The organism is Pseudomonas sp. NC02 (genome assembly GCF_002874965.1).
In the GTDB taxonomy this organism is placed as follows: Bacteria; Pseudomonadota; Gammaproteobacteria; order Pseudomonadales; family Pseudomonadaceae; genus Aquipseudomonas.
The window spans coordinates 3132857-3152150 of record NZ_CP025624.1 but is presented as its reverse complement, the minus strand read 5'-3'; the positions used below and the strand labels follow the sequence as shown (position 1 = coordinate 3152150).

Sequence of the window (19294 nt, the reverse complement as noted above, 5' to 3'; positions counted from 1 at the left end):
GGAGCCTGCCCCTGCAAAAACAGGCGTCTCCCTTCCCCACCTCTATTACGTCAGCACTCCTCCCCCGCGCCCATCGGCAACCAGCGGGAGGCTTGAGTGTTGACGAATACAGGTGATCAACCCGCCACCTTGGAGGCGACCATGAACGCAGCATTGAATATTTGCCAGGAGCGTTACGACGCTCAGTTGCCTCCAGAGGTCAGCGATAGCAACGAGGTGACCGACTGGCTTGAGCATTCGGCAGAGCGCCTAGTATGCGGCGTCGACATCAAGTGGAAGCGGCGCTACGGCCAGCCGCAGGTTGTGACGTTCGACCGGTTCTGCACTGTTCTGCAAGGCCATCTGAACCAGCGCCAGATAGACGGCCTGGATCAGCGTGACGCGTTTGCCCGCCTGCTGCTGTCGGCAATGCTCGGCAGCCAGAGCGATGCGCGGGCCCACGCTGCCGACCTGCTGGGCCAGCAACGGCCCATTGAAGCGGTCGAGAAGATCGCTGTAGCGCTTTTGAGACCGTATGCCGAAGACGCTGTAGCGGCGGAACGGGAAGAGCGCGAAGACGATGTGGATGCAGATCTATGAGCCCGCACATCCTGATCGATGAAGCGCTGGAGGCACTGGAGCATCCCAGCAGCGAACCAGGCGCCCAAGCCGTCGTGGTGCGGATGATCACGAACATGCTCACCGGCGACGCGATCACCGTCGAAGAATTCAACCATTACTGCCAGCGGCTGCTGAAGATCACCACGCAGCGCAAGGAGGACGCATGACCACCGCACCGGTTAAATCGCTAATCGACGAGCAGCTCGACGACGTGGAGTCCAAGCTGATCATGCTGGGCTTCGGCCTCCCCTTCAATGAAGTGATCGGCCAACCGCGTGACCGTGCCGTGGCAACCTTGCCGAAGCGCCTGGCGGCAACCATGAAGGGCGGTCGAATTGCGGTGAGGGTTCGGCCGTGACCACCCGCCAGCGCACCAGGCGCCTACTGATCTGGCGCGGCTCTTTCCCGGTCCTCGCCCTCTTCACCTTCCTGATGTTGCTAAGCGCCCTCGCTGATCAAATCACTCAATAACCAATGCCTCACAGCGCCCCGCAAGGATGGCGCGGGAGTATCGCCATGCTCGCAGCAATTGCAGATCGCATCCGTTCCAAATCCTATGAACTTCCCTTGTCCCGCGATTACGTCCGTCACTGGGGCCTGAAAGAGGCCATCCGGGAGCTGGTGCAGAACGCCCTGGATAGTGAGTCACCTTTCGAATATGCCTTCGCTGACGGCCAGTTGTTCATCACCAGCCGCTTTGCAAGGCTCGAGGCGAGCACGCTGGTGCTGGGCAGCACGTCCAAGTCTGACCGCACAGATGCCATCGGCAGCTTCGGCGAGGGCTACAAAATCGCCCTGCTGGTGCTGACCCGGAATGGCTACGACGTGAAGGTGCTGAACGGCAACAAACAATGGGTACCAGAGTTCCGGCACAGCGACCAGTTTGACGCCGAAGTGTTATGCATCAACGAGACCCCTGCGCACCGGCAGAACCAGGGTGTTGAATTCGTCGTCTCCGGCCTCACCGATCATGACGAAGCGGAAATCCGCAGCATGTGCCTGCGCATGCAGCCACCAATGAGCGACGTGATCGGCACCAAGTACGGCCACATCCTGCCCTCCCGGCCCGGAAAGCTTTACGTCGGCACGCTGTTTGTTTGCGACACCGACCTGACCTACGGCTACGACATCCTCCCCGAATACCTGCAGCTTGAGCGTGACCGCCAGACGGTCAGCGGTTGGGACTTGAAACAGGTATCCAAAAACGCCTGGATCGACACCGGGCGCCTGGATGAAGTGGCGGAGAAGATCGAGGCAGGAATTCTCGACGTTGAATACGTCGAGTACGGCAGCACCGAGCTTGTGAGAGAGGCCTGCTACAGGTTGTTCCAGCAGAAGCACCCGGGCGCCATTGCCGTTCAATCCCAGGAAGAGCTGAACACCCTGGTCAAGCAGGGAATGACCAACACCGTAGTGGTGAGCCGGACATTCCACTCGCAAGTCGCCAACTCGACCTCATACAAACAGCAGGTCGCCCACGTCGTGGCCATCCAGACACCCAAAGCTGCCCTGGAAGAATGGTACCGCGACAACAAAAAATACCTGAGCAGGCTGCCCGCAGCTTCCTTCAAGGAACTGGTCAAGCGTGCTGACGGCTGGAGGAATAAGTAATGTCCGAGAACACGAGAATTTGGGATCAGGTCAACACAACCGACCCTGACGCTACAAAAAAATACACTGGCGCAGGTGGCTTTAAGGGCACAGCGATCAGACCAACCTACCTCATGCGCAAGGCAACAGAAATTTTCGGACCATGCGGTGAGGGCTGGGGCTGGAGCGTCCTGGAGGATCGATTCGACGAGGGTGCACCGCTCCAGGCACCCACAAAAGAGTGGCCGGAGGCACCAACGATCTGCGCGAAGCTGCACACCGTAAAAATCGAACTTTGGTACCTGGGCAACGCCGGGCAAAAATGCACGGTGCAGCACTACGGCCATACGCCATTTATCTACCTGCAGCAGGGAAAAATTCTTACTGACTGGGACGCGGCAAAAAAATCGCTGACGGACGCCATCGGTAAATGCCTGCAGCCCCTGGGGTTCGCCGCCGACATCTACATGGGCATGTTCGACGATCCGACCTACGTCGACACCATCACCGAAGAGTTTAAGCTTGAAAAAGCCGAGGACAAGGACGCCGAGATACTTCGCCAAAAACAAGAGCGTGTCGACTGGCTTGCCTCAGCGGTCGAAACCATCTGCAAAGCCGTCACGACTCACGAACTCAAGCTTCTGAACGTGAAATACATCCGCGAGGCAACTCGTCGCAACGAACCCACCTTCATCGCGCGAATCACTCGAGCATTCGAGGAGCGCAAAGCTGTGCTTGAGAAAGGCACGGAGGCCGCAGCATGACTCAACTCTACGCACTCACCGGTAAGCTCGCCGAACTACAGGCCATGGCCGATACAGACGACGAGGGCTTGAAAGAGGCCCTGCAGTACGCCATGGACGAGATCCAGGGCGACTTCAACATCAAGGCCGACAACATCGTCATGCTGCGCCGGAATATCGAGAGCGACGTCACTGCTATCGAAAACGAAATTGAGCGCCTGGCCGAATTGAAGCGCGTCAAATCCAACAGCGTCTCGCAGATCAGCGACTACCTGCGCCGCAACATGGAAGCCGCCAACATCAAATCGATCAAGCGCCCCTTGTTCACCATCACATTGGCCATGGGCAGTGAGCGGGTGATCGTTGATAACGAAGAAGCAGTTCCGGACGAATTGACCTCTGTGAAATCAAGCATCACGCCAGACAAAAAGGCCATCGCCGCCAAGCTCAAGGAAATCCGCGATCACAACGAGGCGGTGCGTAAGCGAATGGCCGCTGGCGAGGACGCCGAACACGAACTGATCGAAGAGCCCAAATGGGCACACCTTGAGCGCGGTGATAGCTCGATACGCATCAAGTGAGGCCTTCATGATCAGCAACCACCTAAGCCTGGTCGAGGCACTACGCCCGGCCTCGGATGAACTCGCGGCCCAGGTCGCCGAGTTCCTGGCCGGCGGCGGCCAGATCGAAGAAGCGGCGCCCATCGGCTACAAGCCCAAACCAATCACCTACAGCAACCAGATGCCGCCGGCGCCGAAGCCGTTTGTTCGGCGCCGGGTTGAGGCAACTCCCCTGCCGCTCGATAAAGACGATATCCGCACCCAGGAGCGACTCAAGCTGGCTGAGCAGATACGCCAGCTTGGCGTTACGCACACCCAAACCGAAGTAGCTGCTGCACTCGGTGTCAGCCGTCGTCTCATCTACAACTACGCCGCCCGGTACGACATCACGTTCAAGGCGCCAACGAGAGGCGGCGCCCGGAACTTGGTGCACAACACGGTCGATAAGGAGCGCGACGCGAAGTTCGCCGAGCGCATCAAGGCCTTCAAGGAACTGGGGATTTCCCGCCGACAGTGCTGCGGGAAGCTGGCGATCGGCAGCAAGGCATTCGAGCGGATCATCGCGGCGCACGGGATCGACTATCCAAAGCTGGTCCGGAGGGCCACTCGATGCGCCGCATAGCCCGCACCCAGCAACGCAAACGTCAAACCTGGCTCGCACTGCCGGCCAGCGGAATAGAAGAGGTAGGCCATGGCAGCCGAACAGAAGGAACGCACGGCCAAGCTTGCCGAGAAGCGGCAGGAGCTGGGCGAGCAGGAATTGCGGCACACGGTCCCGTACGGCACCCGGCAGATGCTCGACGAGTTGATGCGCTGGCATGAGATCGAAGAAGTCAGCGAGGCGGTGCAGCTGCTGGTGCTGAATGGCCGGGCCGAGGATATGCCGGCGGCGCCGCCGAAAGTCAAAGGGCCGTCCGACATCATCCGCCACTACTTCCGCCAGGGAATGCGTGACCGGTTGGCAACGTTCACTGCCGAGCTGGGCGAAACAAAGGACCGGGCTACCATCTGGCGACTGATCGCACATGCCCACTCGCTTGGCGCCGAGAAGTCATCGCCACTCTTCGAAATTAAGCGCCACGGTTATGAGATATCCGAAACCGTGGCGCGCAAATTACGAAATGCAGGCTTTGCTGAATCGCTAAAAATGAGCGAATGAAAGTATCGAGGAATCCCAATATCTATCACCAACACATAGAGAGCTGACAGCTTGCAACTATCCGGCGCACTCCATTTTACTTTCTGTTAGGCAACGTCTCACGAAATTTAGACTTCGTACGTGGAGGAACGACATTTTTCTCCTTTAAATCTAAAAATCTTTGGGTCCTGAAATACCAAAGATACATACCGTACAAACATAGGAGAAGCGAAGTCATCCCGAGACCTAGATAGATCCGGAATAGCCAATCAAGCTCAGCTCGGGACTCCTTAATTATTTCAACGCTCTGCACATTCTTCGCTTGTAGCAAGACAAGCTCGTCAAGGCCTGGCAAGTTATCCTCCCAAGACTTTCGAATACTCGTATAAACTTCAAGACTTAGATTGTCGCGCTCAGCCTCTTTAATTCTTTGCTGGACATAGGACTGTTTCCCTCGATACGCCTCGATTTTAGCGCTTATAACAGCAGTATCCATGCGAGCAGAGTTGATGCTCTCGTTCAACAACACGTATCTTTTGCTGTAATCGAAGTAAAAAAACAAAAAACAGATTAACCCTGCAATTGCCATGAATTTATAAAGATTGTCTGTAGGAGCTTGCATTACCTATCCCTGAGTTAATTCGTTCGCTTGCCGACGCGACTAAATACCCTACCCCAAACCAAATTGCCACCACCGGTAACGGAGGGCGGCGCCTGACAGGAGATAATCCATGGACAAGAACACGAAGATCCTGATCCCGGAGATCCCGGGTGAGTGGACCCAGCGCCAACGTAACGGCAGCCTCAACGTGTGGAACGGGGCGGATCATCACAGATTTCACCGTACCACTACTGACCTGCCTGAAGTCAGCCTGCGCCCCCCGGAAAACGGCCTGTACGCCGAGCGAATCGATGGCGCCTGGTACTGGGTTTCTGGTTGCGCCAAGTGCAACGGAACCGGTGAGAAGTACAGCTACTCGGTTTGCGACAAACATAATGTTTGCCGCCTGTGCAGCACTCACCGCTCGAAGCTCACGGAAACACCGTGGGGCCATCCTGACGGCTTCACCTGCAAACCTTGCCAGGACGCAGAAGACGCCGTTGCGAAAGCCGCAGCGCTGGCCAGGGTCGCCGAGACCGATTATGACGAGTGGGATTATCGCAACCTGGACAAATGCAAATGCCCGCACTGCGCCACCGTGATCCACATTGAAACCGAGGACTACGGCGACAAGAACATGGAATGCGACACCTGCAACGGCCTGTTCGAGTTGACAACCGAGTATTCGGTGAGCTTCACCACCAAGGTGATTGGCGAGCGCATCACAGCCTGAGGCGGTTAACACTCTTTTAAAAATGATCAGCGGCGGTTGGGGTAACCGTCTGTAATCAAGCGCTGCCCAACGATTGCCGCACAGCTAGGATGAAGGTAGAGGCACTTAAGCTCTTCCGGAGTGGCGTATCCGTCGTATCGGACCGCTCCAGCAGTAATCAGCTCACCACATTCGAAACAAAGGTCTTCTGTGGTCAATGGGCTGAACGGCTTTAAGCCTGTTGAGACATCTTTTAAGTAGCTCATTTCCTCTCCTTGATCCGGCTCCATGCCGGTCACCCGTAATACCCCATATCAAACCAAATTGCTATCGCTGATGGTGTTGGGCACTGCATGAATTTACTTTTTCAAAAACCAGGGAATATCATTCGGAGCTAGTACCATCGCCGGGCAGAAAAACCTTGCGTCCGAACATTTCAACATCATGCTGAAATGCTTTTATAGTACCTGAGGATGCGGCGCGATCTGGGTTCTTCATAAGTGCCCTCTCGATAATGCCGTGCTGCGCGGGTGCCATACCTTTGTATAAATCTGAGACTTTTTTGGCCTTTTCAAATAAGTACTGAGCAAAACCATCCGGCCAAAAATAACTAGTAGGGGAAATTTTCCCTCCTTTGATTGACACTCTGCTTGCGCGCATCAGCTTTGACTGGGAATGGCCGGCAAGCCCGAGAATTATAAACTTTGGCATCTTTGTATATATCATTAACTCACCAGCACTACTGGAGAGAACATCCATATGCATATTTCTCAAAAAATACCGATTTATATTGACTGGGACATCAGCGTTCGTAGTTTCAATAGGTTCCAATGGAAAAATGTGCTGCTCATAGATGCCAGGGCTCTTTGAATTACCCAATATAAAATTGGCAAGCCCGTTAAGTGCTAGCGCCTCCTTTTCGCTCTGCTCCGTGTCACCTCTAACATTTAAGTGCCGCATGTAACTTAAAGTGCGCCAGCTAATTGACGCGCAGAATTTAGCAAGCCAATCACCGTAACTAACGGAATCAGCTTCACCCTTTACAAATGGGTAAAATATCCTGTTAGCGAACTCACGTTCCCAGCCAGAAAAAAGTTGCTCGCAAACGCCACAGAGCCAGTAGTCCTTTGCAATATCCTGCGCTCTTTTATTTATATCACCGTTAAATCGTATAAATCCCGTCGCGGAGGTTTCTTTAACCCACTTCCCCACGAACTTCGGTATGAAATGGCTAAGTTTCAACTCTCCAGCGGAACCACACAACTTGCATTGCCCATGCTCCATTGCTCCCCCCTTTCCATGAAAAAAACCTCATTTTAATACCTCAAATTAACGAATCACGCCAGCCGACGATGCAGGCGCACGCTTGGAGATAACCCATGAGCACCTTCGCTGTGTTTGGAATGACCCTCGATGTCGCCAAGACCGAGGCCCGCAAGAAAACGGCCGGCACCCGGAAGAACCCGAAGGCTCCTGGCGGCGTCGAGCCGATACCGGAAGCTGAATGGCTGAAGCTGGTCGCCAAGCGCACCGAAAAGATCATGGGGGGGGGTACGGTTCGCCAGCTCTCGCCGCTGTTCGATGCGCCGCAGTTCGCCGAGCAGTTCATTGAGCTGGCCCGCACAACGCTGAGGTGCCGCGATATGCAGATCAGGGCCAAGGCCGTGTTGGTGGACGCCAAGGGCAAGACGATAGTCAACCCGAAGACGAAGGCTCCACGGGTGGGCTTTTCGGAGTGGCCGCCGAAGCCTCTGGAGCAGCAAGAGCAGGCAGCCTGATTCGAACCCATCTACTAAACTGCTATACGCCTATTTCTGCTTAAATCCAGTTATGCTTTCCAAAACGTGCAGGTCGAGACCGGGAATTCGAAAAGTGCAAACAAACAAAGTAACCCACCCAAAAGCAAGCACAATCCCGACATAAATTGGTATCCTGCTTGTCGAGAATCTCATCATAATTAACTCATTAAGCAGAAAAGCTTTTGGCCTGCTCTTTTTCAACCCATCCCGAATTTTTTCCCTGTTTGAATCCCCTCCGAACAAGGTAACAAAGGCCTGACGATTCAAAAGTCTATTCTCTATACCTTTATCGATAGACATTTTCTGTCTAGACATTATATATCGAATCACACGATGCCGTTGCAGCAGCTCTACCATGGCGCTTTCTGAGGTAGTCGTGTTCAGCTCCCAATGTTCCTGCCAATACTTCGCCCCGGCGGCCATGCCAGCCTGAAGTAGAGCAACTAGAGCACCAACTATACAAATAACCATACTAACCACGGGAATTTGCCCTGCCGATTGACATATACCTGCAAGCAAAACACCTTGAAAGATCATGAAAAAATTATTTCTTTGCACCAACTGGGATATTTCAAAGTTCCGCAACTCAATCGAAAGCTGATAAATCGACTTCCATGCAGACAAGTCGTCTACTGCCGATAACGCTTGATGCTCCGCCATCCTCTTCCTTGCTTCAGGCGAAGCTCTTAATCGTTTCTTAAAAGGATTAACTGGTTTTTCTTCTGACATTTCTAAACATCCATGATTTTATTTTGGAGAATTCTCAATGCTGCCAGACCGGAGAAATTTTCTCACCTAGGGCAGTGTGTGCAGCGCCATCGAGGCCGCGACACAGGCCTGGCACCCGCTGGGCATGCGCGCCGCCTGGTTCGCCGAGATTGAGCCAGCATTTCGCTATTGCGTCATCCGCCTGGGCGAGCGAGCATTGACTATCTGATGAATGCTGCTGCCCACAAGGACGTTTCTTTGAAAATCCCCGCGGTAAAAAAAGCAAAGCTGGACCAAGCTCTAAAACAGTTCGATGAAAAATTTCGCCACGCCCCCGAATGGAAGGGCTGGACTGAAAACCAAGCGCATCGCTACGCAATCAGCGCGAACAGCACTTTATACCCTGCAAAAAAAATAGTTTCTTTGGCCACTGGAACGCCGGTAGGACTGTTCTCAGGTGGTCAGCCCACAAACGGATATTTGAAGCGGCACGGATACACAATCGTAGAACTGCAACGGTCAACTGATCCAGAGCTGCGCTTTGTGGCGGGTCAGGTTTATGACCGGCAAACTGAGATTCACGATTTGTTCGGAGGCAGTCGCCAGAGTGGAATTGCCCCCTCAGCTCAAGCCCCAGCGGTATTCATTTTCACCGGCGACTCAGGTGGTCAGTACGGATACACCGACTCTCATAGCGAGGAGCAGGTTTTCAGCTACACAGGCGAAGGCCAGCTCGGTGATATGACTCTGACTAAAGGAAACCTGGCAATTCTCGAGCACTCGAAGCAGGGGAAAGCACTGCACGTTTTCGAGATACTCGGCAAAAGTTTAGGCCAGAAGTACCTCGGCGAATACACCTGTGCGAGCCATGAATGGCGCCGAGGCCCTGACAAGCTTGGTAACGACAGGGCAATAGTTGTGTTCAACCTTGTCCCTGTAGGTCTCGAGCTCGACTCCCCTACGCTCTCAGGAGAAGACGAAGCCCCAGATCCAACTATGTCACTTGCCGAGGCGAGAAGGCGCGCTCTAGCGGCTGCGGAAGCAGGATCTGCTGGAGAGAGCGGATCGGCACGCAGAACCGTATATCGTCGCAGCAGAACTATCTCCAATTACGTTTTAAAGAGGGCAGCCGGGAACTGTGAGAGCTGTAAGAAAGCGGCGCCTTTTATGAAGACAAACGGCTCACCATACCTAGAGCCGCACCACGTAAATCGATTATCAGATGGAGGCCTAGACCATCCACGTTACATAGGTGCCATCTGCCCCGCCTGCCACCGCGAAATCCATCACGGGTTGCACGGTAAGGTGAAGAACGAAGAGTTGAAAACTTACGTGGCCAGAATTGAGCCGAAGTTGTAATTATTTCGTACCTGCTGCGCGGCGCGCAGCCTCACCGGCCGCGCATAACTCACGCTATCAACTGGTGAGATGTTGCTTCGATCCGGTCGATCGCCGCAACACTACCTGATTTTGAATGGACCGCAATAAAGTGCCGTGCACGCTCAACATTGAACAGCTGTTTCGACCGTTCCATCTCTCGAAGCAGCGTACGATTGACTGAGTAAAACCCACAGTCCGGGCATTTGAAGTCAACAAAGTGTCCAACCTGATACCCCTCCTCAGCTCGGCCCCTACATATAACGCAGACAGTAACGCTCATACCAATCTCCTTTGGCTGATCGCTGAACTGTAGTTGATCTCTTAATAACCTCCACCGCCCAGCCATGGCCCGGCAAGGACTCCCCATGCCTACAGAAAACAAAACGACCGCGCCGCTGCAGGTAGAGCGATCAACAGTCACCAAGCTAGTTATCACCGGCGCGCCGAACCTTGACCCGATCACCGTCTTCCTCGAGGACCTGGCCCCATGCAAGGGAAAGATCACCGTCAGTTGCTGGGGCAAGAGCTGGACGGCCTACTGGGGCGGCATGTGGGATGGTCTGAGCATCAGGCAGTTCTTCTGCAAGCTGAGCACCGGCTACATCATCGGCTACTTCGACCAGGCGATGAGGCCACGGCAGTTCAGTGGTGAAGCGCTTGCAAGGGAAGCGCAGCGCCTCGTCCTGAAAGAGCGCCGCCAGTTTTGTTATGGCGCCGACGAGACCCGCGAGCGGTTCGATGAGGCAGAAGATCTGCGCGAATCGCCATCAATCGACCATCTCCACGGAGCGCACAGCGAACTGATGACCAAGCTTTTCGGGCATGAGTGGTGGCACTTGACCAACGATGCTACTGAGCCAATCCCCGATTACACCTACCTTGAGCGGATCATCCAAGTGGTCCAGCAGGCGCTACGCCAAGAACAGCAGCAGATGGCCGCATGAAGCGGATCTACAAAATCCTAGTACAAAAAAAAGGCCGCCGAATCCGGCAGCCTCGTGTGCTTGATTGCAGTGTTTACTTACAGCCAATCCGCGCCGGCAATTGCCCTTGCTTCGACTTCAAAGCTGTCTGGACGGCCTGAGGCAAATTGCTCCAGAACGTGAGGCCTGATCGCTCCTCAATCTGATTCACGGTCACTTGGTAGTCGCAGAAATTGGCGCCCTTTGGTGTCTCCTGGTTCATCACGAACGAGGCATAGACACCACCCTCTGGCGAGCTGCCGACGAAGATGATTTTCCAGTACCCGCTAGGGATCGTGTGCACCTTGTTTGTGCCTGGCAGCGTGCCGACGAAATGCTCATAGAGCGGCCCGGTAGCGACGAACACCTGATCAACGCCCGCCTCTTTGCTGAGGTTGCGCTCTTGGTCCTCAAGTCGCGCCCAGGGCCCCTGGTTGAGGTCAGCCTTTTGCGGGGTGATGTTCGACAGATAGTTGAGGGTTTGCCAGTCAGGAACGCCTGCCATCGAAGCCAGGTTGGCCTGGTGGCCACGGTCAACTTTGAGCGCAACGTTGGCACCGTTGTAGTCCACCGGATCGAGCGTTTCACCGGCGGGAATATCCGGATCGGTCTTCCAGTTGCGCGGGCGCCCGCTTGCCGGAGTTTCCTTCGTGATTTTGTAGGAGACCCAGTTCGCAAACTTGGTCGAACCGTTGTTGTTCAGCGTGTACGACTGGCGATTCAGCGTCATCGGACTGCCACCTGTTGGGCACCCCACTGAACAGTTATCGAATTGGACTGCTTGAACAGCCTGAACGCGCGGTGCGCTTTCAATCTGGGCCCCACCCTCTCGGGTTCGGTCAGTTGTGGTACAGGCCGCAACGAACGGGATCAGCAGAAACGCGAAATTTCTCAACTTAATACTTCCTTGCATGGTGTAGCTCCTTTGGGTGAAACGATTACATCGGGAAATAGAAAATCAGCCCTGCGGTTCCTCCGCGAGCTGACGGGAACATTGAAACATATGAACGTTTCATTTTGGCGCTCGTGAATACCCATGACCGGGTAACAGCGGCCGCTTGAAGTGAATCAGAAGAGATGACCGGCAGGCCAAGGCGTTGAGTTAGTAGCCCAGAGGAAGGGAGTTGTTTAACTCGCGGCTAAATGCGACAGCCTACCGATCAATGCCCACAGCTGGAGGTCCCGCTCCAACGGAGTAATAGAGCGTCTGCCGCGCAGCACCCCAACAACGAATATCTGAAATGCATGCGCGACATGTCATTTCTAGCACATCCCACGGTCTCGTCTAGGCCGATTTTAAATAACCCCCTCCCCCTTCAAAGTCAGCCGCTATAGCGGCAAGGACGAAGTCATGACTGCACAAAAGCCAATCATCATGTTCGATGCTCCAGAAGCAGCCAGCCTCAAAACGGTAACAGGCTGGGTTTCAGCCGACGGGCGATTCTTCGGCGCCGACGAGAACCTTGCCCGCTACTGCGGCGCCACCCATCGCCGCTGCGACGTGAACCCTGATCACCCAATCTACGAGGTGAACAGTTCCTGCAATGCGTGCCGCCACGCTCGGCGCCAAGCTAAATTCGCTGCGATGCCTATCAAGGATTGGGCCGGGGAGCCGCTGGTTATCTTCGATGGCGACCAGTACTTCTTCGATGAAGACAGCCTCCGAGACTACCTTATCGACAGCGATATCGATCTGGCGGACCTGCAGCTCTGCATCTGTGAACCGAACTATCCCAGCCAAATCGATCCGGCCGACCACTTCTGCGACGATCTGCCGGAGGACGGCGAGATACGCGACGAACAGTTGCTGGCAGCGTTCGAATTGCTCAACGAGATGATTTGTCAGTCTGAGCCACTATCGTGGTCGGAAGGCGAGTTCGCCGCATCTCTGCCGCAATCGCTCCTTGATGAAATCGCGGCCGCACGGGTGACGCCATGATCACCACCCTCTGGTTCGCCTACGTGTTCATCTACAAGGGGCCAAGGCCATGAGCGATTTCAACTGCAAATAGTCGGGAAACCGACAGTTCAACGCGCCGACCATCAAGGCTCACCAAACCAGGAGAGCCTCATGAGAGCCTTCGCAGAAGCAATTATCGCCATTGCACCAGTGGCCAGCCGCAAATCTAGGAATCGCTTTTTCCGTGAATGCGACAGATGGACTAACCGCCTTTACAAGCGCGGCATGATCAGCCTTCAACAACGCCAAGAGCTGCGGCGACAAATCGCAGCGGCGTGCCTGGTGGCTTTGATGTAATCACAATCCCCTACATGCCTTCCGGTGAGCGGCGGGCGGGATCAAGGAAGCTGACTATCAACCCAGCGCTCTGCGACCGACATCGCTTCGTCCAGGGCGGCCGGGTAATCGGACCACGGTCCTGCCAGCTCAGCTGCGACTTCACCCATACCGTGTATGTCCACGGGCTCGATGATTGTCGCGGATGTAGGCACCGGGTCGTTCGGCCTTTTCCAGACGAACTTGAGGAATACCGTGTGACCTCGGTACTCATGAGCGATCGGCACATCCAGATTATGTGACACGCGTCCTCCCACAGTCGCAACGACTTAAACACCTGTTGTACACCCATCCAAAGGGTTGAGAAACCCGAGCAAAGAGCCATTACTCCATTCCCCTACATGCCTGCCGGTGAGCGGCGGGCGAGGTATTCCTATGACCTACGTTATTCCGACGGCAATGAAGTGCCCGGTGTGCGGATACACCGGGCACACCCAACTTCGCACTGCGAACACGATCAGTTGCCCGCAGTGCTTTGATGAGTTCATCCGAAAGAATGTGCCGGCCCTGGTGCCTGATCCTGATGGCAAGCCATTCGAACCAAACAGCCAGTTCGTAAACCTGTAACCCACCTTCTGCCGCCCAGCGCGGCGAGGACACCACATGTTCGCATTCAAACTCACCCTGATCCTGCTGGGCGCTTTGCTGTACCTGGTCGGCAGCGGCTGCTGGTTCTTTTGGCTCGGCCCACGTCTTCTGGCCGACGGCGAAACGGCCGACATCCTCTACGCCTTCGCCGGCACCTGCGGCTGGATGCTGATCACCTTCAGCCTGGTCATTCACATCATCAAGACAGCCCGGCCCACAGCGGCCGGTGGGAGGTAGTTATGGACGGTATTCACTTCCTGTCGCATGAAGAGGTTTGCACGCTTACCGGCGCGAAAACGAAAGCAGGCCAGGTGCAAGTTCTCAAAAGAAACGGCATTCGCCACACCATCAAACGCAGCGGGTGGCCTTGCGTCATCGCATCGGCAATCACTGGCGAGGCTGCCGGCGTTATGGAAAAACCGAAATGGCAACCGCGGCTGGTGGGGTAGATGGGACGAAAACCAACCCGGCCTGGGAGCATTCCCCGGTTACGCGAAAGGAAGCGTGGCGACACGACGTATTACCTTTACGACACAGGCGGGACGCCACGCAAAGAAATACCATTGGGCAAGGACTACGGGCTGGCAATTTTGGAGTATGCAAAGCTCGAAAAAAGCCGTGTATCCCAGGCCATGGCGCAGGATGTACTGACTTTCGCCTATGTCGCTGAAAAATACATGCTGGAAGTTGTTCCAACTAAAGCGCCAGCGACGCAGAAAGACAACGCCAGAGAGCTGAAGCAGCTACTTGCCTTCTTCAATGACCCACCCGCCCCGCTGGAAGCTATTGAGCCCCAGCACGTTGCCCAGTACTTGAGACATCGAGGAAAGACCGCACCTGTTCGTGCAAATCGCGAGAAAGCATTGCTCAGCTCGATCTGGAACTTCGCCAGGACCAGCGGCTACACGTCCTTGGCCAATCCCTGCGCCGGTGTTAAAGGCAATAAGGAAAGCGGACGTGACATCTACGTCGAAGATGAAATGCTCGCGATGGTGTATTTGCACGCAGACCAGCCGCTAAAAGACGCGCTCGATCTGTTCTACCTGACAGGTCAGCGTATCGCTGACACCCTAAAAATGGATGAGCGCGATATCAGGGAGGATCGCCTTGCTGTGCAGCAGGGAAAAACCAAGGCCAAGCGACGAATTGAAATCGTTGGGGAGTTGAAGGTTGTGATCGACCGAATACTGGCCAGGAAAGACAGCCATAAAATCCGGTCCAGTAAACTCATCGTAATGGACAACGGGCAGCCTATGACTAGCAGTATGTTACGGGGGAGATTTGATGCTGCGAGAGAAGCTGCCGGCGTAAAAAAGGCAGACTTTCAGATGCGGGACCTGCGCGCAAAGGCTGGTACCGATAAGGCGGAATCAAGCGGAGATATTCTGCAAGCCAGAGATCAGCTTGGGCACACAACCGTGGTGATGACAGAGAACTACATCCGCAAACGTATCGGCAAAAAAGTTACGCCGACGAAGTGAATTGCGGAAAGGAGAAGAATATTGCGGAAAAACACAAAGAGCCAGCCAGGTCCTAAAACCCCGCAAACCCTTGAATATTATGGTGCCCGAAGCCGGAATCGAACCGGCACGCCCTTACGAGCGGGGGATTTTAAGTCCCATGCGTCTACCAGTTTCGCCATTCGGGCGGTAGCGCTATGCAGCAGGCCAAGCAGCGTTAAAAGCCCTTGAGCGTTGCAGCAGGCTAGGGAATATATAGATCCAGCCCCCTCGATGCAAGGTCGGGTGCGGGCTTTTTCAAACAATCAAGCGGCGCCCTTGCAAACAAAAAAGCTCGCCAGATCAGTCATCTACAGATTTTGCAGGCGGGAGTGGGCAATGGCGATACCGACCGCTTCACCAGGTGCCGCACCCGTGCCCCACGTGCATCAGGAAAAATAAGTCATTACCGCAATAACCACTGAAACCCAAACCAGGGTCATCAAAAACGACAGCGCAGCCAATGTCTTGCCCATTTGCCTACTCGCCCCGATGAAATCACTTCAAGGAACCCTCCCAGCGCCGCTTGAGAATAGCCACGCACGACGCAGTTCGCCTTCAACCTCCCACGAAAATCGTGGATACGATACTCCACGCAAAAGGTTAGTTCCTTCAGCAGTCCCGCCCACAAGTTACTGAGCCGCTGTTTATTCCCTGATACCCCAAAATGATCATCCCCGGCTTTCCTGCTCCTGCGGCGCCCCGGCCCATCTGATACGCTTTTTTCTTCTGCATCTGCCCCTGTATCGAAAACCGCCCTGCCCTGACAATACACCCACTCCCGACACGCCCGTGGAGCCCGGCAGGAACCGTCCTGCCGGCCCGTTCATTTCGGAGGCCTTATGGCTAAGATGGCATTTTTCCTGTTCGGTTTTCTTGCGCTGACCATCGCAATTGGTCTGCTGGCCACCATCTCACCGGTCTAGGTTCCATGGCCTGCTGACGCAACCCGCTGGAGGTCAGAAGGCGTGTCAGCCGGCAAAAAACATCGGATACAACGACAGCACCAACAGCCCCGCCATCGACCAGTTGAACACCCGCAACCAGCGTGGCTCGCGCAGTACATTGCGCAAGCCGCTGCCACAGCCGGCCCATACGCAAACGCTGGGCAGGTTTACCAAGGCAAACACCGCAGCAATCAACAGCACGTTGGTGACATAACCCTCGGCAGGCGTGTAGGTGGTGATCGCGCCCAGCGCCATGACCCAGGCCTTGGGGTTGACCCACTGGAAGGCCGCCGCGCCGAGAAACGTCATGGGTTTGCGCTTGTTATCGGTGTCATCGGACATCGCGCTGGACGTTGCGATTTTCCAGGCGAGGTACAGCAAATACGCCGCCCCCACATAACGCAATACGGTGTAGGCCCACGGCAACGCCTTGAACACTTCTCCCAGGCCCAGGCCCACGGCGATCACCAACAACATGAAGCCAATGCTGATGCCCAGTGCATGGGGGATCGAGCGAATAAAACCGAAGTTCACCCCGGACGCCAGCAACATGGTGTTATTGGGACCAGGGGTGATTGAGGACACAAAGGCGAACAGCGCGAAAGCTGAAAGCAGGCTTGAAGACATGAGCATGGCGCGACATCCGAACGAGTACTGTGGCCGTGACAGTAGAACGTTGCGCCAGCCTGCGCCCCGTACAGCTAGCGGTAGATACGGTCATACACTTCGTCAGGCCTGCCAACAAGCGCCCTCCAACCAAACTGCCATTGGTTTGCCTTCATTGATCGGTATACTTGCGCCCTTCTCTGCACACTGTGCTGAACACATCCTGAAAGGACACTCGATGAGCAACTACCTCGACCGCGCGCTGACGGGCCTGCGGACCCTGGGCATCAATCTTCTGCAGCCGGTTCCAGACGCACCGGTACTGGTATTGCTGGACCGCGTGGCCCAGTACGACACCGCCAAAGTCACCGCTATCGCTGCCGTGCTGCAACAGTCGACCACCTTTAACAGCGTGGTTCGCGAGCAGATCGCCGGCATGGATATCTCCACGCGCTTCATGGACATCACCCAGAGCTTCACCTCGATTCGCGAAGACGCTGCGGCCATGGCGGGCTGGATGGATGATGGGCGCCTGGATACGCTGGAGAAGCTCAAGCTGAGCTGGATGAACCTGCGTCGTGGCTCGATCCCCAGCCGCTTCAGCGAGATCCGTGAAAACTACTTGCAGGTGTGCAAGTCGGCCAATGACCAGATCTCCCGGGAAACGGTGATTCTGGAGGCCTACCTGGATTTTCGCATGGCCATGAAAGCGGCCGAGGTCGATGCCCAACAAGTGCTCGCCCTGGCCGGCCAGGTCCTGGAGCAGCGTACCCAGGCGTTAAACGAGGCCAACGCCCAAGTCACGGCTGCCGAAACCCTGGCGCCGGCCGAACGCGCGGCCTTGGAATTGCGCCGTGACGAAGCGGTACGCGCGCTGCAGGACGAAGACAAGCGCTACCAGATCGTCAAGGACATCGCCGATGACCTCAAGGTCGGCTACAACACGGCCGAAATGGTCTTCGCCCGGATCAACCAGGTGCATGTGATCAAGGAGCGCCAGTACCAACGCATGGTCTCGTTCTTCTCTACCAACGAAGTGGTGTTGACCGGCCTCGCGGTGTCGTTCACCAGCAACAGTGGACTGGCCGAAGCCACCAACACGCTGAATGCCACCACCGACGGCATCAGCAAGGGCCTTGAAGCCCTGGGCAGCACCGGCAACACCCAATTGGAAGCGGCGGTCAAGGCCAGCTATGGCTCCACCATCAAGGTCGACTCGGTGCGCGCCCTGGCCGACGCCACCCTGAGTTTCCAGACTGACATGCACGGCCTGACGGAAACCTACCGCGCTGAATCCAGCAACGCGTCCCGTGACATCGCCGAAGCCGTCGAAGAGGCCAAACGCAAGTTCGCCGCATTGCTGACCAAGGCCGCTTGATGAGCGACATTCTTCTCTCCGAGCAACTCGGCGCGATGGCGCTGGTGGATCAACTGCGCCACCAGCAGATGGCGGTGGAAAAGGACTTGAGCCTGCCCCAACGCCGCGCAGAAGTGGCGGCGCGCATCCGCGAGTATTACCAGAACAACGGCATTCAATTTACCGAAGCGCAGATCGATCAGGGCGTGCGCGAATTCTTTTCCAAACGCCTGGTGTTCGAGGCCCAGGAACTGAGTGCGCTTGACCGCTTCTGGAGCAAAGTACTGCTCAGGCGGCATCGCGGCATACTCGTCATCCAGCTCATCGCGGTCACCTTCCTGGTGGTGCAATGCAGCCGGGTGATGGTCGCCAGACACGAGATCCAAGAGGCTCAAAGAGCGGCGATCGCCGTCGAGACGAACGCGGCACAAAAACAATCAGACATAGCCCACCTGAAGGCTCGCTTGAGCGCCGTGCAACAGGACCCGGCCTATATTGAGGGCGGCGACCTGTTCAGTGCCTTGCCCCGACTGAATACCAAGGCCGAACATGCCCTGGCCATGGTCGATACCTCCGGGGTCGATTACGCCAGTGAGCAGATCGGCGTGCTGGAGGCGTTTTTAGCCAAGGTCAAGGCAGTCCAGCCGATGACCGACCAGCTCAACGAGTTGACCCGCAAAGTCGCCGACATTCACCTGCCCGCCGCCGACAGTAAAGCGACGCGGGGCATGCAGGCCGAACTGGTCATGATCAAAGACCTCATCGGGAAATTCGAGATCGAAAAAGCCGGCGGCCAACTCAGGGCCCTGCGTGCCAACACCGAACTGATCCCCAAGGAGGTGACCATTCGGGTTGTCGACCGGCCCGGCACGCCGTCCGGTGTCGAGCGCTGCTACGACAAGGCGCTGTGTAATTCCAATCCTGGTTCGACCCAGGGCAAGAGCTGGTATTTGGTTGTCGAAGCCGTCGACCTGTCGGACAGACCGGTTCTACTGCCCACCGTCAGCAGTGAGACCGGCACCGGCGCGTGGGCCAGCCAGTTCGCTGTGCGGGTACCGCAGGCCGAATACCTGAAGGTCAAGGCCGACAAACTCGACGACGGCCACCTGACCAACCGTGTAGTCGGCCGCAAGCCAGCCGGCAGGATGGAAGTCACCTACTTGAGCCAACGGACCACCGACCCGCTCGAAACGATATTGGAGTGGTGA

Annotated in this window: 25 protein-coding genes and 1 tRNA gene; 19 read left to right on the top strand and 7 right to left on the bottom strand. The window is 55.8% G+C overall.

The genetic code is table 11. The annotated features are described in order from the left end of the window. Positions 1 to 141: 141 nt before the first annotated feature. The 8 genes from C0058_RS14955 (at position 142) to C0058_RS14920 (ending at position 4652) form a co-directional block, all read left to right on the top strand. On the top strand, positions 142 to 579 hold the full coding sequence (locus tag C0058_RS14955; RefSeq protein ID WP_102368933.1) for a hypothetical protein: 438 nt from the start codon (positions 142 to 144) through the stop codon (positions 577 to 579). Then, positions 576 to 767 (top strand): hypothetical protein, encoded by a 192-nt coding sequence (locus tag C0058_RS14950; RefSeq protein WP_102368932.1) that lies wholly within the window; start codon positions 576 to 578, stop codon positions 765 to 767. Before C0058_RS14955 ends, C0058_RS14950 begins: the two co-directional genes overlap by 4 nt. After that, positions 764 to 958 (top strand): hypothetical protein, encoded by a 195-nt coding sequence (locus C0058_RS14945; RefSeq protein WP_102368931.1) that lies wholly within the window; start codon positions 764 to 766, stop codon positions 956 to 958. The genes C0058_RS14950 and C0058_RS14945 overlap by 4 nt, the downstream gene beginning before the upstream one ends. Positions 959 to 1116: 158 nt before the next feature. Beyond that, on the top strand, positions 1117 to 2211 hold the full coding sequence (locus tag C0058_RS14940) for a hypothetical protein (RefSeq protein ID WP_102368930.1): 1095 nt from the start codon (positions 1117 to 1119) through the stop codon (positions 2209 to 2211). After that, a complete protein-coding gene (locus tag C0058_RS14935) occupies positions 2211 to 2954 on the top strand; it encodes a hypothetical protein (protein ID WP_102368929.1) in 744 nt (247 codons plus the stop codon). The genes C0058_RS14940 and C0058_RS14935 overlap by 1 nt, the downstream gene beginning before the upstream one ends. Beyond that, positions 2951 to 3514, top strand: coding sequence for a siphovirus Gp157 family protein (locus C0058_RS14930; RefSeq protein ID WP_102368928.1), 564 nt, complete (start codon positions 2951 to 2953; stop codon positions 3512 to 3514). Before C0058_RS14935 ends, C0058_RS14930 begins: the two co-directional genes overlap by 4 nt. 7 nt (positions 3515 to 3521) lie before the next feature. Further along, on the top strand, positions 3522 to 4115 hold the full coding sequence (locus C0058_RS14925) for a hypothetical protein (protein ID WP_102368927.1): 594 nt from the start codon (positions 3522 to 3524) through the stop codon (positions 4113 to 4115). Between the two features lie 69 nt (positions 4116 to 4184). Continuing rightward, positions 4185 to 4652 (top strand): hypothetical protein, encoded by a 468-nt coding sequence (locus C0058_RS14920; RefSeq protein ID WP_102368926.1) that lies wholly within the window; start codon positions 4185 to 4187, stop codon positions 4650 to 4652. A gap of 76 nt (positions 4653 to 4728) precedes the next feature. Here the strand turns inward: C0058_RS14920 and C0058_RS14915 are convergent, their stop codons facing one another. Continuing rightward, positions 4729 to 5253, bottom strand: coding sequence for a hypothetical protein (locus C0058_RS14915; protein WP_102368925.1), 525 nt, complete (start codon positions 5251 to 5253; stop codon positions 4729 to 4731). Between the two features lie 109 nt (positions 5254 to 5362). Here C0058_RS14915 and C0058_RS14910 point away from each other — a divergent pair, with 109 nt between their 5' ends. Further along, positions 5363 to 5965, top strand: coding sequence for a hypothetical protein (locus C0058_RS14910; protein ID WP_102368924.1), 603 nt, complete (start codon positions 5363 to 5365; stop codon positions 5963 to 5965). Between the two features lie 26 nt (positions 5966 to 5991). On the opposite strand, the gene C0058_RS32640 is transcribed toward C0058_RS14910, so the two are convergent. Continuing rightward, entirely contained in the window at positions 5992 to 6210 is a 219-nt protein-coding gene (locus C0058_RS32640) for a hypothetical protein (RefSeq protein ID WP_158660290.1), read from the bottom strand. A 118-nt stretch (positions 6211 to 6328) separates the two neighbouring features. Next, positions 6329 to 7228, bottom strand: a complete 900-nt coding sequence (locus tag C0058_RS14905) for a hypothetical protein (protein WP_102368923.1) — start codon at positions 7226 to 7228, stop codon at positions 6329 to 6331. 95 nt (positions 7229 to 7323) lie between these two features. On the opposite strand from C0058_RS14905, the gene C0058_RS14900 reads away from it, so the two are divergent. Further along, the gene (locus C0058_RS14900) at positions 7324 to 7722 is read left to right on the top strand and encodes a hypothetical protein (protein WP_102368922.1); all 399 of its coding nucleotides are present in this window, start codon (positions 7324 to 7326) and stop codon (positions 7720 to 7722) included. Between the two features lie 30 nt (positions 7723 to 7752). Here the strand turns inward: C0058_RS14900 and C0058_RS14895 are convergent, their stop codons facing one another. Continuing rightward, positions 7753 to 8472, bottom strand: a complete 720-nt coding sequence (locus C0058_RS14895; protein ID WP_158660289.1) for a hypothetical protein — start codon at positions 8470 to 8472, stop codon at positions 7753 to 7755. A gap of 207 nt (positions 8473 to 8679) precedes the next feature. Between C0058_RS14895 and C0058_RS14890 the strand changes: the two genes are divergently transcribed. Continuing rightward, positions 8680 to 9810: an HNH endonuclease signature motif containing protein gene (locus tag C0058_RS14890; RefSeq protein ID WP_256579605.1), complete on the top strand. Its 1131-nt coding sequence runs from the start codon at positions 8680 to 8682 to the stop codon at positions 9808 to 9810. Between the two features lie 386 nt (positions 9811 to 10196). Then, positions 10197 to 10775 carry a hypothetical protein gene (locus C0058_RS14880; RefSeq protein WP_102368919.1) on the top strand — a complete coding sequence of 193 codons (579 nt, stop codon included), beginning with the start codon at positions 10197 to 10199 and terminating at the stop codon, positions 10773 to 10775. A 73-nt stretch (positions 10776 to 10848) separates the two neighbouring features. Here C0058_RS14880 and C0058_RS14875 read toward each other — a convergent pair whose 3' ends face one another. Continuing rightward, complete coding sequence (locus tag C0058_RS14875) at positions 10849 to 11706, bottom strand: DNA/RNA non-specific endonuclease (protein WP_102368918.1); 858 nt, start codon at positions 11704 to 11706, stop codon at positions 10849 to 10851. Positions 11707 to 12144: 438 nt separating this feature from the next. On the opposite strand from C0058_RS14875, the gene C0058_RS14870 reads away from it, so the two are divergent. The 5 genes from C0058_RS14870 (at position 12145) to xerC (ending at position 15158) form a co-directional block, all read left to right on the top strand. After that, positions 12145 to 12732 carry a hypothetical protein gene (locus C0058_RS14870; RefSeq protein ID WP_102368917.1) on the top strand — a complete coding sequence of 196 codons (588 nt, stop codon included), beginning with the start codon at positions 12145 to 12147 and terminating at the stop codon, positions 12730 to 12732. 132 nt (positions 12733 to 12864) lie between these two features. Then, complete coding sequence (locus C0058_RS14865) at positions 12865 to 13050, top strand: hypothetical protein (protein ID WP_102368916.1); 186 nt, start codon at positions 12865 to 12867, stop codon at positions 13048 to 13050. 642 nt (positions 13051 to 13692) lie between these two features. Further along, a complete protein-coding gene (locus C0058_RS14850; RefSeq protein ID WP_102368914.1) occupies positions 13693 to 13914 on the top strand; it encodes a hypothetical protein in 222 nt (73 codons plus the stop codon). Between the two features lie 2 nt (positions 13915 to 13916). Continuing rightward, the gene (locus C0058_RS14845) at positions 13917 to 14126 is read left to right on the top strand and encodes a DUF4224 domain-containing protein (RefSeq protein ID WP_102368913.1); all 210 of its coding nucleotides are present in this window, start codon (positions 13917 to 13919) and stop codon (positions 14124 to 14126) included. Continuing rightward, positions 14127 to 15158 carry a tyrosine recombinase XerC gene (gene xerC, locus C0058_RS14840; protein ID WP_102368912.1) on the top strand — a complete coding sequence of 344 codons (1032 nt, stop codon included), beginning with the start codon at positions 14127 to 14129 and terminating at the stop codon, positions 15156 to 15158. An 80-nt stretch (positions 15159 to 15238) separates the two neighbouring features. On the opposite strand, the gene C0058_RS14835 is transcribed toward xerC, so the two are convergent. Together C0058_RS14835 and C0058_RS14830 are read right to left on the bottom strand one after the other, a co-directional pair. Next, positions 15239 to 15325: transfer RNA gene (locus C0058_RS14835), tRNA-Leu, on the bottom strand. 822 nt (positions 15326 to 16147) lie between these two features. Further along, the gene (locus C0058_RS14830) at positions 16148 to 16756 is read right to left on the bottom strand and encodes a LysE family translocator (protein WP_102368911.1); all 609 of its coding nucleotides are present in this window, start codon (positions 16754 to 16756) and stop codon (positions 16148 to 16150) included. A gap of 211 nt (positions 16757 to 16967) precedes the next feature. Here C0058_RS14830 and C0058_RS14825 point away from each other — a divergent pair, with 211 nt between their 5' ends. Next, entirely contained in the window at positions 16968 to 18107 is a 1140-nt protein-coding gene (locus C0058_RS14825; protein ID WP_102368910.1) for a merozoite surface protein 3b, read from the top strand. Further along, positions 18107 to 19294, top strand: coding sequence for a DUF6384 family protein (locus C0058_RS14820; RefSeq protein ID WP_102368909.1), 1188 nt, complete (start codon positions 18107 to 18109; stop codon positions 19292 to 19294). Before C0058_RS14825 ends, C0058_RS14820 begins: the two co-directional genes overlap by 1 nt.

Excerpts from the sequence above, each read along its gene's own strand:
- C0058_RS14955 (WP_102368933.1), top strand. The coding sequence starts at position 142 with ATGAACGCAGCATTGAATATTTGCCAGGAGCGTTACGACGCTCAGTTG.
- C0058_RS14950 (WP_102368932.1), top strand. The coding sequence starts at position 576 with ATGAGCCCGCACATCCTGATCGATGAAGCGCTGGAGGCACTGGAGCAT.
- C0058_RS14945 (WP_102368931.1), top strand. The coding sequence starts at position 764 with ATGACCACCGCACCGGTTAAATCGCTAATCGACGAGCAGCTCGACGAC.
- C0058_RS14940 (WP_102368930.1), top strand. The coding sequence starts at position 1,117 with ATGCTCGCAGCAATTGCAGATCGCATCCGTTCCAAATCCTATGAACTT.
- C0058_RS14935 (WP_102368929.1), top strand. The coding sequence starts at position 2,211 with ATGTCCGAGAACACGAGAATTTGGGATCAGGTCAACACAACCGACCCT.
- C0058_RS14930 (WP_102368928.1), top strand. The coding sequence starts at position 2,951 with ATGACTCAACTCTACGCACTCACCGGTAAGCTCGCCGAACTACAGGCC.
- C0058_RS14925 (WP_102368927.1), top strand. The coding sequence starts at position 3,522 with ATGATCAGCAACCACCTAAGCCTGGTCGAGGCACTACGCCCGGCCTCG.
- C0058_RS14920 (WP_102368926.1), top strand. The coding sequence starts at position 4,185 with ATGGCAGCCGAACAGAAGGAACGCACGGCCAAGCTTGCCGAGAAGCGG.
- C0058_RS14915 (WP_102368925.1), bottom strand. The coding sequence starts at position 5,253 with ATGCAAGCTCCTACAGACAATCTTTATAAATTCATGGCAATTGCAGGG.
- C0058_RS14910 (WP_102368924.1), top strand. The coding sequence starts at position 5,363 with ATGGACAAGAACACGAAGATCCTGATCCCGGAGATCCCGGGTGAGTGG.
- C0058_RS32640 (WP_158660290.1), bottom strand. The coding sequence starts at position 6,210 with ATGAGCTACTTAAAAGATGTCTCAACAGGCTTAAAGCCGTTCAGCCCA.
- C0058_RS14905 (WP_102368923.1), bottom strand. The coding sequence starts at position 7,228 with ATGGAGCATGGGCAATGCAAGTTGTGTGGTTCCGCTGGAGAGTTGAAA.
- C0058_RS14900 (WP_102368922.1), top strand. The coding sequence starts at position 7,324 with ATGAGCACCTTCGCTGTGTTTGGAATGACCCTCGATGTCGCCAAGACC.
- C0058_RS14895 (WP_158660289.1), bottom strand. The coding sequence starts at position 8,472 with ATGTCAGAAGAAAAACCAGTTAATCCTTTTAAGAAACGATTAAGAGCT.
- C0058_RS14890 (WP_256579605.1), top strand. The coding sequence starts at position 8,680 with ATGAATGCTGCTGCCCACAAGGACGTTTCTTTGAAAATCCCCGCGGTA.
- C0058_RS14880 (WP_102368919.1), top strand. The coding sequence starts at position 10,197 with ATGCCTACAGAAAACAAAACGACCGCGCCGCTGCAGGTAGAGCGATCA.
- C0058_RS14875 (WP_102368918.1), bottom strand. The coding sequence starts at position 11,706 with ATGCAAGGAAGTATTAAGTTGAGAAATTTCGCGTTTCTGCTGATCCCG.
- C0058_RS14870 (WP_102368917.1), top strand. The coding sequence starts at position 12,145 with ATGACTGCACAAAAGCCAATCATCATGTTCGATGCTCCAGAAGCAGCC.
- C0058_RS14865 (WP_102368916.1), top strand. The coding sequence starts at position 12,865 with ATGAGAGCCTTCGCAGAAGCAATTATCGCCATTGCACCAGTGGCCAGC.
- C0058_RS14850 (WP_102368914.1), top strand. The coding sequence starts at position 13,693 with ATGTTCGCATTCAAACTCACCCTGATCCTGCTGGGCGCTTTGCTGTAC.
- C0058_RS14845 (WP_102368913.1), top strand. The coding sequence starts at position 13,917 with ATGGACGGTATTCACTTCCTGTCGCATGAAGAGGTTTGCACGCTTACC.
- xerC (WP_102368912.1), top strand. The coding sequence starts at position 14,127 with ATGGGACGAAAACCAACCCGGCCTGGGAGCATTCCCCGGTTACGCGAA.
- C0058_RS14830 (WP_102368911.1), bottom strand. The coding sequence starts at position 16,756 with ATGCTCATGTCTTCAAGCCTGCTTTCAGCTTTCGCGCTGTTCGCCTTT.
- C0058_RS14825 (WP_102368910.1), top strand. The coding sequence starts at position 16,968 with ATGAGCAACTACCTCGACCGCGCGCTGACGGGCCTGCGGACCCTGGGC.
- C0058_RS14820 (WP_102368909.1), top strand. The coding sequence starts at position 18,107 with ATGAGCGACATTCTTCTCTCCGAGCAACTCGGCGCGATGGCGCTGGTG.